The organism is Pseudonocardia sp. SID8383 (assembly GCF_009864975.1).
GTDB classification, from domain to species: Bacteria; Actinomycetota; Actinomycetes; order Mycobacteriales; family Pseudonocardiaceae; genus Pseudonocardia; species Pseudonocardia alni.
Window position 1 is genome coordinate 1 of record NZ_WWFY01000478.1, and the last position, 13,006, is coordinate 13,006.

12 protein-coding genes and 1 tRNA gene are annotated in these 13,006 nt (G+C 73.9%); 5 read left to right on the forward strand and 8 right to left on the reverse strand.

Annotation, left to right across the window (positions count from 1 at the left end; translation table 11 throughout):
- Positions 1–408: 408 nt before the first annotated feature.
- The gene (locus GTW08_RS11550) at positions 409–1,359 is read right to left on the reverse strand and encodes an RNA polymerase sigma factor SigF (RefSeq protein WP_161151899.1); all 951 of its coding nucleotides are present in this window, start codon (positions 1,357–1,359) and stop codon (positions 409–411) included.
- A 156-nt stretch (positions 1,360–1,515) separates the two neighbouring features.
- Between GTW08_RS11550 and GTW08_RS11555 the strand changes: the two genes are divergently transcribed.
- Positions 1,516–1,947: an ATP-binding protein gene (locus GTW08_RS11555; RefSeq protein WP_161151900.1), complete on the forward strand. Its 432-nt coding sequence runs from the start codon at positions 1,516–1,518 to the stop codon at positions 1,945–1,947.
- Between the two features lie 126 nt (positions 1,948–2,073).
- Here GTW08_RS11555 and GTW08_RS11560 read toward each other — a convergent pair whose 3' ends face one another.
- The 3 genes from GTW08_RS11560 to GTW08_RS31020 all read right to left on the reverse strand — a co-directional run bounded on the left by GTW08_RS11560 (position 2,074) and on the right by GTW08_RS31020 (position 5,290).
- Complete coding sequence (locus GTW08_RS11560; protein WP_161151901.1) at positions 2,074–2,223, reverse strand: hypothetical protein; 150 nt, start codon at positions 2,221–2,223, stop codon at positions 2,074–2,076.
- Between the two features lie 94 nt (positions 2,224–2,317).
- Complete coding sequence (gene pntB, locus GTW08_RS31015; RefSeq protein WP_208819884.1) at positions 2,318–3,727, reverse strand: Re/Si-specific NAD(P)(+) transhydrogenase subunit beta; 1,410 nt, start codon at positions 3,725–3,727, stop codon at positions 2,318–2,320.
- 3 nt (positions 3,728–3,730) lie between these two features.
- Positions 3,731–5,290 carry a Re/Si-specific NAD(P)(+) transhydrogenase subunit alpha gene (locus GTW08_RS31020; RefSeq protein WP_255497540.1) on the reverse strand — a complete coding sequence of 520 codons (1,560 nt, stop codon included), beginning with the start codon at positions 5,288–5,290 and terminating at the stop codon, positions 3,731–3,733.
- A gap of 279 nt (positions 5,291–5,569) precedes the next feature.
- Between GTW08_RS31020 and GTW08_RS11570 the strand changes: the two genes are divergently transcribed.
- Positions 5,570–5,725: a hypothetical protein gene (locus GTW08_RS11570; protein WP_161151902.1), complete on the forward strand. Its 156-nt coding sequence runs from the start codon at positions 5,570–5,572 to the stop codon at positions 5,723–5,725.
- Between the two features lie 84 nt (positions 5,726–5,809).
- Here GTW08_RS11570 and GTW08_RS11575 read toward each other — a convergent pair.
- Positions 5,810–5,882 (reverse strand) — tRNA-Ala (locus tag GTW08_RS11575).
- A gap of 89 nt (positions 5,883–5,971) precedes the next feature.
- On the opposite strand from GTW08_RS11575, the gene GTW08_RS32965 reads away from it, so the two are divergent.
- Positions 5,972–7,981 carry a prolyl oligopeptidase family serine peptidase gene (locus GTW08_RS32965; RefSeq protein WP_161151903.1) on the forward strand — a complete coding sequence of 670 codons (2,010 nt, stop codon included), beginning with the start codon at positions 5,972–5,974 and terminating at the stop codon, positions 7,979–7,981.
- Between the two features lie 10 nt (positions 7,982–7,991).
- Here the strand turns inward: GTW08_RS32965 and GTW08_RS11585 are convergent, their stop codons facing one another.
- A complete protein-coding gene (locus GTW08_RS11585) occupies positions 7,992–8,918 on the reverse strand; it encodes a TrmB family transcriptional regulator (protein ID WP_161151904.1) in 927 nt (308 codons plus the stop codon).
- 123 nt (positions 8,919–9,041) lie between these two features.
- A complete protein-coding gene (locus GTW08_RS11590) occupies positions 9,042–9,764 on the reverse strand; it encodes a FadR/GntR family transcriptional regulator (protein ID WP_161151905.1) in 723 nt (240 codons plus the stop codon).
- A gap of 163 nt (positions 9,765–9,927) precedes the next feature.
- Here GTW08_RS11590 and GTW08_RS11595 point away from each other — a divergent pair, with 163 nt between their 5' ends.
- The gene (locus GTW08_RS11595) at positions 9,928–10,476 is read left to right on the forward strand and encodes a gluconokinase (protein ID WP_337826508.1); all 549 of its coding nucleotides are present in this window, start codon (positions 9,928–9,930) and stop codon (positions 10,474–10,476) included.
- A complete protein-coding gene (locus GTW08_RS11600) occupies positions 10,473–11,975 on the forward strand; it encodes an SLC13 family permease (protein ID WP_161151906.1) in 1,503 nt (500 codons plus the stop codon). The genes GTW08_RS11595 and GTW08_RS11600 overlap by 4 nt, the downstream gene beginning before the upstream one ends.
- Before the next feature lie 6 nt (positions 11,976–11,981).
- Here the strand turns inward: GTW08_RS11600 and GTW08_RS11605 are convergent.
- Positions 11,982–13,006 (reverse strand): PLP-dependent aminotransferase family protein (locus GTW08_RS11605; RefSeq protein WP_161151907.1); only part of this gene is annotated, 1,025 nt, incomplete at its 5' end.

A 13,006-nucleotide genomic window follows, 5' to 3' on the forward strand; every position in this document is an offset into this window, starting at 1 on the left:
CGGCGGCCCGCTCCGCCCTGGCGGCCGCCACCTCGGCGCGCCCGGCGGCCGCGGCCGCCGAGCGCTCCGCCTGCTTGCCGTCACGCTCGGTGGCGAACGTCTTCTCCTGCACGGCCATGCCCGGTTCCTCTCCTGTCGTCCCGACCGGCGGCACGGCGCGGGACCGGTCGGTGGGAGCACCGACCGGCCGTGGAAACGCGGGTGACGGGTCGCGGGACGACGGTCTCGCTGATGTCTCGGTATGCGCCACACCGTGGCCCGGTGGACGGACGACGGCGTGCGCGGAACACGACAGGGTGCCCCGGGAGGCCGGTGGGGAAACGCGCAGGTGACGGCGAGGTGATCCGGCCCGGTCCGGTTGCCCCGGTCGGACCACCACGGCCACCCGGTCGTCGTAGCGGGCGGGCGTCAGCCGGCCTCGGGGACCCCGTCGTGGTGGGTCTGCTCGTCGGCGAGGTGCCCGCGCAGGGTCACCAGGGTCCGGGCGAGCAGCCGCGACACGTGCATCTGCGAGAGCCCGACCTGGGCGGCGATCTGCGTCTGGGTCTGGTTGCCGAAGAACCGCAGCATGAGGATGGTCCGCTCCCGCTCGGGGAGCTTGCGCAGCGCGGGACGCAGCGACTCGCGGGCCTCGACCGCGTCCATCCCGGCGTCGATGCCCCCGACGATCTCGCCGAGCGGGTTGTCGGTGTCGCCGACGAGCTGGTCGAGCGAGTCCGACCGGTAGGAGTCCTGGGCCTGCAGCCCCTCGATGACCTCCTCGCGGCTGATGCCGAGGTGCTCGGCGAGCTCGGAGACCCGGGGGGCACGGCCGTGCCGCGAGGCCAGCTCCTCCTGGGCGCGGGTCATGCGGCTCTGGATGTCCTTGAGCCGCCGCGGCACGCGCATCGACCAGGTGCGGTCGCGGAAGTACCGGCGGATCTCCCCGGTGATCGTGGGGACGGCGTAGGCCAGGAACGGGGTGCCCTGGCCCGGGTCGAACCGGTCCAGCGCGTTGATCAGCCCGATCGTGCCGACCTGCTCCAGGTCCTCGACGGGCTCGCCGCGGTGCCGGTAGCGCCCGGCGATGTGCCGGACCACCGGGTGGAAGCCCCTCGCCAGCTCCGAGCGCAGCCGCTCCCGCTCCGGGTCGTCGGGTCCGGCGGCGGCGAAGGCGTGCAGGGGCGCGAGGAGGTGGGCGTACTCGTCGGGACGGGCGTCCACGGTCTCGTGGGCGTTCCCGGCGGCCTCGTCCACGGGGTGCCCGGGACCGGTGTGCACGGTCCCGACGTGCCCGCTCGTGCCGTCCACCGGGTCCCCCACCGTGTCGTCGGCCCGCGACGCCTCGGCTCCCTCGGCGTCCGTGCTCGGCTCAGCCATGCCGTCTCCGCGGCCGGCGATGATCGACTGTCATCACCGACCGACGGTAGGCCGGGTGGCGCGGGCCCGCATGTCGAACGTCGCGTGACCTGGTCGACTGTCGATCGACGGTCACTCCGATGAGTTTCACGGCGACGTGGTGGGTACTGCTCTCCCATGTCCCCGACTCTGCGTGTCGAGCTGCCCGTCGAACCCGGGTCGGCAGGCCGCTCCCGCCGGGAGACCGGGAGGTGGCTCGCGTCGCTGTGCGGGACCGACGAACAGTGCCCGACCGTGCAGGATCTCGTCCTCGCGGTGAACGAGGCCGTCTCCAACTGCATCGAGCACGCCTACGGGACCACCGGCCCGGGCGGGGACGCGACGGTCCTGCTGCGCGGTGACGCCGAGGGGTACCGGGTGCGGATGGAGGTCAGCGACCGCGGGCGCTGGCGCGACCCGCCCACCGACCCCGGCCACCGCGGACGGGGCATCGGGATGATCGAGGCGGTCGCGGAGGACGTACGGGTGGTGCCGGGTCCCGACGGGACCACCGTCTCGTTCCAGGGGCGGATCGGCCGCTGTCCGGGGCTCTGCGTCCCGGCGTCCTGACCCGTCCCCGCTCCCGGGGACCCCTGCAACGACAGGGTCGCCGCACCCCACGCCCGAGGGCGGGTGACGGCGACCGGTTCTCATCGGGCCCGATCCGGCTGCGGACCGGGCGTGGTGGTGCGGTGGTCAGTCCCGCATGGAGGCGGACGGGTCGTCGGACCGGTGTCCGCGGTGTCCCGCGCGGGCGACCGGGGTGTAGCGCCCGTCGTGGCGGGCCTGCTCGCTCTCGGGGTGGGGCCAGGTCGTGTTCGCGTGCTGCGTGCTGCTCTCACTCATGGACACAGAGTGCCCACCGGACGTTCCGGGCAAGCGGAGCGCAGGAGTCGGCTCGGTAACACCTGCGCCCCGCCCGGGTGAAGTCGCCCGCCGGTCAGCCCGTCTTCGTGAGGCTCTTGATCGAGGACAGGATGTCCTGCACGCGCTCCTTGGCGTCGCCGAACAGCATCTGGGTGTTGTCGCGGAAGAACAGGGGGTTCTGCACTCCCGCGTAGCCGGTGGCCATCGACCGCTTGAACACGATCACGTCCTTGGCGTCCCACACCCGCAGTACCGGCATCCCGGCGATCGGTGAGCCCGGGTCCTCCGACGCGGCCGGGTTGACCGTGTCGTTGGCGCCGATCACCAGCACGACGTCGGTCTCGGCGAGATCGTCGTTGATCTCGTCCATCTCCAGGACGATGTCGTAGGGCACCTGGGCCTCGGCGAGGAGCACGTTCATGTGCCCGGGGAGCCGCCCCGCGACCGGGTGGACGCCGAAGCGCACGTTCACGCCGGCGTCGCGCAGTGAGCGGGTCAGCTCCGCCACCGGGTACTGGGCCTGGGCGACCGCCATCCCGTAGCCGGGGGTGATCACGACGCTCTCGGCGTTCGCGAGCAGCTCGGCGACGCCGTCGGCGTCGACCTCGCGGTGCTCACCCTCCACCGCGGCGGCCGCCGAGGAGGTGGCGCCGAAGCCACCGGCGATGACCGAGACGAACGACCGGTTCATCGCCTTGCACATGATGTAGGACAGGTAGGCACCGGAGGACCCGACGAGCGCGCCGGTGATGATCAGCAGGTCGTTGCCGAGGAGGAAGCCCGCCGCCGCGGCGGCCCAGCCGGAGTACGAGTTCAGCATCGACACCACGACCGGCATGTCACCGCCGCCGATCGAGGCGACCAGGTGCAGGCCGAGCAGCAGCGCCAGCACCGTGAGCACGGCCAGGATCCACATCTGCGGCGAGAGGACGAAGACGACCGTCAGCACCGCGAACGCCACGAGCGCGCCGAGGTTGAGGACGTTCTTGCCGGGCAGCATCAGCGGCGCCGACTTGATCTTCGCCGACAGCTTCAGGTAGGCGACCACCGAGCCGGTGAAGGTCACCGCGCCGATGAAGACGCCGACGGCGACCTCGGCGTGGTGGATGCCCAGCAGCGAGCCCTCGAGCTGCAGGTGACCGGACTCGACCTCGAGGAAGCCGTTCCAGCCGACCAGCACCGCGGCGAGGCCGACGAAGCTGTGCATGAGCGCGATGAGCTCGGGCATCCCCGTCATCTCGACGACGCGGGCCCGCCAGAGCCCGATCGCCCCGCCGACGACGACGGCGACCAGCAGCAGGGCGACGCCCAGCCCGGACGCCTGGCCGAGCGCGACGACGGCCGTGGCGACCAGCGCGATCGTCATGCCGGCGATACCGAACAGCACACCGGAGCGCGATGTCTCGTGCCTCGACAGCCCCGCGAGGCTGATCACGAACAGGATCGCGGCGATCAGGTACGCCGCAGTGGTCCACGTCTGCACGGCTCAGCTCCTCGTGAACATCTGCAGCATGCGGCGGGTCACCGCGAAGCCACCGACGATGTTGATGGCGGCGAGCAGCACCGCGACCGCGGCGAGCCCGATGACCAGGGCGTCGCCGCCCGTGCCGATCTGCAGGATCGCGCCGACGACGATGATCCCGGAGATCGCGTTCGTGACCGACATCAGCGGCGTGTGCAGCGCGTGGTGCACGTTGCCGATGACGTAGAAGCCGATGACGATCGCCAGCACGAACACCGTGAGGTGCCCGGCGAGCTCGGCCGGGGCCAGAGCCGTGACCGCGAACAGCGCCAGCGCGCCGACGATCCCGGCGGCGAGACCCGCGTACGGGGAACGCGGCTTCTCCGGCTCCTTCTCCTTCGGCTCCTCGGCCGGCTGGGCCGCGGGCGCCGCGCTCACCGTGACCTCGGGCGGCGGCCAGAGCGTCTCCCCCGCGTGCGCGGTGGTGATGCCGCGGACCACGGTGTCGTCGAGGTCGAGCGCGAGCCGCCCGTCCTTCTCCGGGGTCATGAGCTTGAGCAGGTTGAGCACGTTCGTGCCGTAGAGCTGCGAGGCCTGCGCGGGCAGCCGGGCGGCCAGGTCGGTGTAGCCGACGATCGTGACACCGTGGTCGGTGACGACCGACTCCCCCGCCACCGAGCCCTCGACGTTGCCGCCCTGCGAGGCCGCCATGTCGACGACCACGCTGCCCGGGCGCATGGACGCCACGTCCGCGGCGGTGATCAGCTTGGGCGCGGGGCGCCCCGGGATCAGCGCGGTGGTGATGATGATGTCGCAGTCCGCGGCCTGCTCGGAGTAGATCTCGGCCGCGCGCTTGTCGTAGTCCGCCGAGGTGGCCTTGGCGTAGCCGTCGGTGGAGGCCTCCTGCTCCACCTCGACCGCCAGGTACTCGCCGCCGAGCGACCGCACCTGGTCGGCGACCTCGGAGCGCGGGTCGGTGGCCCGCACGACCGCGCCGAGGCTGTTGGCCGCGGCGATGGCGGCGAGCCCGGCGACGCCCGCCCCGGCCACGAGCACCTTCGCCGGCGGGACCTTGCCCGCCGCGGTGACCTGACCGGTGAAGAACCGGCCGAACACGTGGGCCGCCTCGATCACCGCCCGGTAGCCCGCGATGTTGGCCATCGACGACAGCACGTCCATCGACTGGGCCCGCGAGATCCGCGGCACCGCGTCCATCGACAGTGCGGTGACGCCCTGGGCGGTGAGCGCCTCGGTCCGCTCGGCCTCGAAGCGCGGCGCGAGCATGGCGATCAGCACGGACCCCTCGCGCAGCTTGCCGATCTCGTCGGGCTCCGGGGCGTTGATCCGCACCACGATGTCGGTGTCCCAGACGGGACCGTCGACGACGTCGGCACCGGCCTCGGCGTACGCCTCGTCGGTGAACCCGGCACGGGCACCCGCCCCGGACTCGACCGTGACGGCGTAACCGAGGCCGACGACCTTCGCGACCGTCTCGGGGCTCATCGCCACGCGGGTCTCGGGCTCCGCCTCCGCGGCCACACCGATCCGCATCGCCGGTCCCGACGGGTCAGGGCTGTCGCTCATGCACTCTCCTCGATCTCGCGCGCGCTCCGTCGCTCACGCTGGTCGCGGGCCTTTCGGAAGGTAATGCCGGAACCGGGCGTGTGCAGTCACGACTGCGTCACAGGCCGGGATTCCACCCCTTCGACCGGGCAGGCGGTGCCGGGCGGGAGCGTATCGCGACGATCGGGCGTGCGGACCCGTCGTCGGGGGAGGTGGCGGGCCCGCCCCTGATCAGGATGGTCCTCCGGAGCGGAGCCCAGAGCCGCTCCCCGACACGACGCCGACCGATGCGGCCACGTCGTGGTGTTCGCCTGGCTGGTCCCGCTGCTGCCGTCCGCGACGACGCATCCGGCGCCGGTTATGCCGCCGTTCGTCCTGGGCCACGTCGTGGCGCAGGCCGTGGTCGCGGTCGTGCCCACCGTCCGGGACCACCGGGTACGACCGAGCGGGATGTGAGGGGCGTCGATGCCCTCGAGGCAGTACGGTCCCCTTCGGACCGACAAAAAAGCCAGGACCGGAGTCCTGGCTTTTCGTATCGGGTGGAGCTGAGGGGATTCGAACCCCTGACCCCTTGACTGCCAGTCAAGTGCGCTACCAGCTGCGCCACAGCCCCTTGCGACATGAAGAACACTACACGGGCCGGTCTCCGGCCCGGAAAGGGGGGGGGTGCCCCTCCCGGAGCCGACACCTACCGTCGGCCCCGTGCAGCCCTCTGACATCGGACGACTCGTCACCCTCGGCGCCCCCGCGGTGTCCCCGGACGGCACGGTCGTCGCCGTCGCGGTCCGCCGCGTCGACCTCGGCGCCAACCGGTACCGCACTGCGATCTGGCTCACCCCGACCGACGGGAGCAGCCCACCGCGCCGGCTGACCGGCTCCGAGCACGGCGACTCCTCCCCCGCCTGGTCGCCGGACGGGATGAGGCTGGCCGTCGTCACCGGGCGGGAGGGCGGCGGCGCGCAGCTGCGGGTGCTGCCGATCGGCGTCCCGGGCGAGCCGGTGGTGGTCTGCGAGCGTCCGGAGCCGGTGTCCGAGCCGGTGTGGTCGCCGGACGGCACGCGGATCGCGTTCGTGTCCCGGGAGCGGGCGGCCCGCTGGGCCACCGGCGACGACGACCGGGCCCGTGAGCCGCGCCGGATCGACCGGCTGTTCAGCCGGCTGGACGGGGAGGGCTGGATCATCGACCGCCCGTCGACGGTGTTCGTCGTCGACGCCGGGGGCGGCGACCCGGTGGCCGTCGCGGGCGGGCCGTACGAGCACTCGTCGCCCGCCTGGTCGCCGGACGGGCGGACGCTGGCCGTCGTCGCGGACCGCGAGCCGGACTGGGACCTGGACGAGACCGCGCGGATCTACCTGGTCGACGCCACGGGTGGCGGGGGCGGGCCGCGGCGGCTCACCCGCACCGGGCGCCACCACACGCACCCGTCCTGGTCGCCGGACGGCACCCGGCTGGCCACCCTGGCCTCCGACGACCACCTGGCGTCCCCGGCGCACGCGTCGCCGGCGGTGGTCGACGTCGCGACCGGGCGGGAGGACGTCCTCGCGACCGGTGTCGACCGCACCTGGCGGCCGTTCCCCGGCGCCCGCGCCCCGATCTGGGACGACGGGCACCTGCTCGTGTCCTGCGAGGACCGTGGCGGGGTCCACCTGTACCGGGTCGCGGCCGACGGCGCCGGAGCGGGCACCGCGCAGGCGCTGCTGACCGGCGATCGGGCGGTGACCGCCTACGACCGCGCGGGCGGGACCACCGTCGTCCTGGTCACCGACCACGACCACCTCGGCGAGCTGCACGTCACCGACGACGGGTCGCTGCGCCGGCTCACCTCGCTGACCGAGCCCTTCCACGACGCCGTGCCGCGCGGGCGGACCCCGGTGCGGCTGGCCGTGCCGTCCCCGGCCGGGGACGGCGACGTCGACACCTGGGTGCTGCTGCCGGACGAGCCCGCCACCGGCGACGGCGGGCGGATCCCGGTGCTGCTGTCGATCCACGGCGGCCCGATGACCCAGTACGCCGACGCCTGGTTCGACGAGTTCCGGCTGTGGGCGGGCGCCGGCTACGCGGTCGTCTGGTGCAACCCGCACGGCTCGACCGGCTACACCCAGGACCGGGTCCGGTCGATCCGCAGCCCGCTGGCGCAGACCGCGCCCGGGACCGGCTGGGGCGGGATCGACGCCGACGACGTGCTCGCCGCGCTCGACGGCGCCCTTGCCGCCTTCGACCGGCTCGACCGGGACCGGGTGGGCGTCCTCGGCGGGTCCTACGGCGGCTACCTCACCTCGTGGCTGGCCGCCCACCACTCCGCCCGGTTCGCCGCCGCGTGCAGCGAGCGGGCGGTGAACAACCTGGAGTCGCTGGACTGGAGCTCCGACGCCGCCGGGTGGTTCGGCCACGAGCTGGGCCGCTCGCTGCTGGACGCGCCGGAGGAGTACCGGCGGATGTCCCCGCTGCACCACGTCCGCGGCATCGACGTGCCGATGCTGATCCTGCACTCCGAGGACGACCTGCGGTGCCCGGTCGAGCAGGCCGACGCGCTGTTCGTCGCGCTGCGGCTGCTCGGGCGGCCGGTGGAGTACTGGCGGTTCCCGGAGGAGGGCCACGGGATGTCGCGCGACGGGTCGCCGCGCCACCGCGTCCAGCGGGCGCAGATCGTCCTCGACTTCTTCGGCCGGCACCTGGGCGGGCGCAGGCCGGAGGAGGTCCCCGCCGGCTGAGCTGCGACGCTCAGCCGGCCCGGCTGCGCCCGTCCTCGTCGTCGCCCAGGTCCTCGATGTCGACACCCTGGTCGTCGGTCTCCGGGCCGACGGACCGCGGCGCGCCGTCGACGGCCCGGACCGGCTCGCCGACGGGCTCACGCAGCCGTCGCAGGGCGGGGTCGCCGGCCCAGAACTCGTCGAACCCGTGCTCGGCGAACCGGTCGGCGACGCGGTGGATCGCGATGTCGTGACGCACGTAGAGGTGCGCGAGCAGCACCGCGGCCGGGTCGTCGGTGTAGAGGCCCCAGGTGCGGTCGGCGGTGAGCCCCCCGATCACGGCCTGGTCCCGGTCCGCGACGACGATGAGCATCCGCCGGCCGAGGTTGTCCTCGACCGCCGACGGGGCCGAGTAGCGGTGCTCGGTGTGCCAGCCGACCGGGTCGTCGTCGGCGCCGAAGACGACCGTGGCCACGTCGACGCCGTGCTCCTCGGCCCGGCGGATCGTGGGCTTGAGCGCCTCGACGTCCTCCGGCCAGCCGAGCACGTACAGCTCCGAGCGGGCCGCGGCGGCGACGTCCTCGGCCCGTTCGAGCAGCATCCGGCGCTCGGTCAGCGAGTGCACCAGCCGCACCTGCGGTGGCGCGGTCAGCCGCGGGATCTCGTTCTGCAGGATGCCCAGCGTGCGGTCGAAGTCGCGGCGCATCCGCTCCAGCAGCGTCGCGGGCGGCAACGGGACGTAGCCGGTGCCGTCGGCGGCCCGCACCTCGAACGCCGCGCCGCGGCCGACGAGCTTGCCCAGCGTCTCGTAGACGGTGCTGCGCGGCACCCCCGACCGCTTCGCCACCTCGTAGCCGTTCACCGCCTCGCCGGCACCGACCAGGGCGACATAGGCCTTCGCCTCGTACCCCGACATGCCCAGCCGTTGCAGTTCTTCCGTCACCCGCCGCACGGACATTGCGAGATCATCTCACTCATTCGGCACCGTCCCGCGACGTGGTGCCGCGGCCCCGTCGCACACGACGGTCTCCCTATGATCGGTTGCGGACGACGGATTGATACGTCCGGATCCGCACCATCATCACAATCGAGGACCCGGAGCGCGCGCCACACCGGCCCGCATCGCCGCGTCCGCCTCACGCAGGATCTCGCGCATCGCCGCTCCGGCACCCGCCGGGTCACCGGACCGGACGGCGTCGGCGACGTCGCGGTGCAGACGGATCGCGTCGGGCTCCGGCCGGCTGGGCATCAGGTGGTGCCGGGTGCGCCCGGCCAGCACCTCGGCGACGACGTCGCCCAGCGCGGCCACCATCTCGTTGCCCGAGGCCGCGAGCAGCGTGCGGTGGAACACGACATCGGCCTCCAGGTAGGCCAGCAGGTCTCCGGACCGCCCGTGCACGGCCATGTCCATCACCGCGCCGACGAGCACACCGCACTGCTCGGGAGTGGCCCGGTCGGCGGCCAGCTCCGCGGCCAGCGGCTCCACCCCGCAGCGCAGCTCGGACAGCGACCGCAGCTGCTCGTCGCGGCCGGGACCGTCCAGCCGCCAGCGGATCACCCGCGGGTCGTGCACGTTCCACTGCTCCCGCGGGGCGACCGTCGTGCCGACCCGGCGCCTGCTGCGCACCAGGCCCATCGACTCCAGTACGCGCACGGCCTCCCGGACGACGGTGCGTGACACGCCGTAGCGCGCGACCAGCTCCTCGGCCCGCAGGACCTCGCCCGCCCCGATGGTCCCCGCGGCGATCGCAGTACCGAGCCGGTCCAGGACGTCCCCGTGCAGACCCTCCGGTGCGCCACCCACGCCCCGAATCGTGCCACTGCATGGGCCCGGCGACACGATACGACCATACCTGAACCGATTCGGTGTTGAAAAAGTACTACTAATAACCGACGCTGGTCCCACCACGGTCCGGGTAGTCCCGGTCCGCGTGCCGATGCCGCCACACCCGTGAGGAGCCGATGCAGTGACGCACCAGCCGGCGACACAGCAGCCACCACCCCACCCGCTCGTCGTCGTGATGGGGGTGTCCGGCTCCGGGAAGTCCACCGTCGGCGCCGCCCTCGCCGACGCCCTCGGTGTCCCCTTCACCGACTCCGACGGCCTGCACCCGGCCGCGAACGTCGCGAAGATGGCCCAGGGGATCCCGCTCACCGACGCCGACCGCGAGCCCTGGCTCGACGCCGTCGGCGCCCGGCTGGCCGAGCACACCGGCACCGGGCTCGTCGTCGCCTGCTCGGCGCTGCGCCGCGCCTACCGCGACCGGCTGCGCTCGCACGCGCCGTCGACGGTGTTCGTGCACCTGTCCGGCGACGCCGCCGTGCTCGCCGAGCGCATGGGCGGGCGCTCCGGGCACTTCATGCCGACCGCGCTGCTCGACTCCCAGCTGGCCACCCTGGAGCCGCCGGCCGCCGACGAGGCCGCGACGACGCTGGACATCCGCCGGCCGGTCGACGAGATCGTCGCGGGCGCCGTCGCCGTCGCCGTCACCGGGCCGGAGGTGGCCCCGCGATGACACTGCACCCCGCACTCGTCCTGGCCGCGGAGCAGGCCCAGCCGGTCGCCTCCGCCGGTCGCCTGGTGACCGCCGCGCTGGTGGGCATCGTCGCGCTGGTCCTGCTGATCACGCAGTTCTCGCTGCACCCGTTCCTCGCACTGACCATCGGCTCGCTGCTCGTCGCGGGCGTGGCGGGTATGTCGATGGGCGACGCCGTGGAGGCCTTCTCCGACGGCTTCGGCTCCACCGCCGCGAGCGTCGGCACGCTGATCGCGCTGGGCGCGATGTTCGGCAAGCTGCTCGCCGACTCCGGCGGCGCCGACCGGCTGGTCGACACGATCGTCTCCCGCTCCGGCCCGCGGACGCTGCCGTGGTCGATGGCCGCCGTCGGCGCACTGATCGGCCTGCCGATGTTCTTCGAGATCGGCCTGGTCATCCTGATGCCGGTCATCTTCCTGGTCGCGCGCCGCGCCCAGGTCTCGCTGATCGCCGTCGGCATCCCGGCACTGGCCGGGCTCTCCGCCATGCACGGCCTGGTCCCGCCGCACCCCGGCCCGCTCGCCGCGATCGGCATCCTCGACGCCGACCTGGGCATCACCCTGGCCCTCGGCGTGCTCGTGTCGATCCCGGTCGTCGTCCTGGCCGGACCACTGTTCGCGAAGGTCGCGGCCCGCTGGGTCGACGTGTCCCCGCCGGCGCTCTTCGAATCCCGGGTCGCGGCCGGGACCAGCACCCCGTCCGGCGGATCGGCCGGTGCCACCACCGGCACCGACCCGGACACCGGCTCCGGCAGCGGCTCGGGCGGCGACGCCGTCGTCGATCGCGACGCCCCGGACGGCGGGCCCACCCGGCGCCCCGGGTTCGCCGCCACCCTGCTCACCGTGCTGCTGCCGGTCGTGCTGATGATGGGCAAGGCCGTCGGCGACATCGCCGCACCCGAGGGCAACCCGGTACGCGCCGCGCTGGACTTCGTCGGTACCCCGCTGGTCGCGCTGCTGCTCTCGGTGCTGGTCGCGATGGTCACCCTCGGCACCGGATCCGGCATGAACCGTGCCGGGATCATGGGCTCGCTGGAGCGGTCGCTGCCCGCCATCGCCGGGATCGTGCTGATCGTCGCCGCGGGCGGCGGGTTCAAGCAGACCCTGGTCGACACCGGGATCGGCGCGATGATCGCCGGCTGGGCCACCGGCGCCGGCATCTCCGCGCTGCTGCTGGGCTGGCTGGTCGCGGTGGCGATCCGGCTCGCGACCGGGTCGGCGACGGTGGCGACGGTGACCGCCGCGGGCATCCTCGTCCCGCTGCTGCCGACGCTCGACCCGACCCAGACCTCGCTGCTGGTACTGGCGATCGGCGCGGGCTCGCTGTTCTTCTCCCACGTCAACGACGCCGGGTTCTGGCTGGTCAAGGAGTACTTCGGGCTCACCGTCGGCCAGAACATCAGAACCTGGTCGATCATGGAGACCGTCATCTCGGTCTCCGGCCTGGTCCTGGTGCTGGTGATCGACCTGGTGATCTGACCCCGCTCAGACGACGACGCCGGCCCGGGTCGCCGGGTCGGCGCCGGTCGTCCGGCCCGGCCCGGCGACGTCACGGGCGGTGCGGGCCAGGCGCCGTACCGCCTCGGCCGCCACCGGACCGGGGTGGGTGAAGGGCACCCGCAACCGGTCGGTGAACGCGTGCCCGGCCCCGAACCGCGGGCCGGGCGCCAGCACCAGGCCGTGTCGCGGGGCGGCAGCGGTCAGCGCCGTCGAGACGTGCGCACCGAGGTCGCACCACAGCGCCAGCCCGCCGTCGGGGACGGTGAAGCGCCAGTCCGGCAGGGCCGCGGCGAGCTCGGCGACCAGCAGGTCGCGCCGGGTGCGCAGCACCCCGACCCGTTCGGCCCGCAGCACGTCGAGCCGCTCCAGCACCTCGACGGCGACGAGCTGCTCCAGTACCGGCAGCGCCAGCTGGGCGCGGGCCAGCCGTCGTCGCATCCGGGCGGCCCGCTCGCGGCCGGCCCGGATCCAGCCGATCCGCAGCCCGCCCCAGGCGATCTTGCTCAGCCCTCCGACGGTGACGACGTCGTCGGGACCGGCGGCGTGCGCGGCGCACGGCAGCGGCCCCGTGGCGCCCTCGCGCAGGTCCAGCTCGGCGAAGGTCTCGTCGACCAGGGCGACCGTGCCCTGGCGGGCGAGGCGCTGCACGAGCCGGGCGCGGGCGCCGTCGTCGAGGAGGCGGCCGGTGGGGTTCTGGAAGTCCGCCATCAGGTACGCGACCCGCGCCGCGGTCTGCCGGGCGGCCCGCGGCAGCACGGTCTGCGGGGTCGCGTCGGCGCCGTCCCCCGACACCGGGACGGCGACCGCCCCCGCGTCGGAGACGACGTCGAGCGCCGACGGGTAGGTGGGGTGCTCGACGAGCACCCGGTCGCCGGGCCCGGCCAGCTCGGCGACGACGATCCCGATCGCCTGCAGCGCCCCGCCCGTCACGACGACCTGCTCCGGCCCGGTCGGGAGCCCCCGGGCGGTGAACCGGTCGGCGATCGCGGCCCGCAGCGCGGGCAGGCCGT

Coding starts and splice junctions, on each gene's coding strand:
- GTW08_RS11555 (WP_161151900.1), top strand. CDS start 1,516: ATGTCCCCGACTCTGCGTGTCGAGCTGCCCGTCGAACCCGGGTCGGCA.
- GTW08_RS11560 (WP_161151901.1), bottom strand. CDS start 2,223: ATGAGTGAGAGCAGCACGCAGCACGCGAACACGACCTGGCCCCACCCC.
- GTW08_RS11600 (WP_161151906.1), top strand. CDS start 10,473: ATGACACTGCACCCCGCACTCGTCCTGGCCGCGGAGCAGGCCCAGCCG.
- GTW08_RS31020 (WP_255497540.1), bottom strand. CDS start 5,290: ATGAGCGACAGCCCTGACCCGTCGGGACCGGCGATGCGGATCGGTGTG.
- GTW08_RS11585 (WP_161151904.1), bottom strand. CDS start 8,918: ATGTCCGTGCGGCGGGTGACGGAAGAACTGCAACGGCTGGGCATGTCG.
- GTW08_RS11550 (WP_161151899.1), bottom strand. CDS start 1,359: ATGGCTGAGCCGAGCACGGACGCCGAGGGAGCCGAGGCGTCGCGGGCC.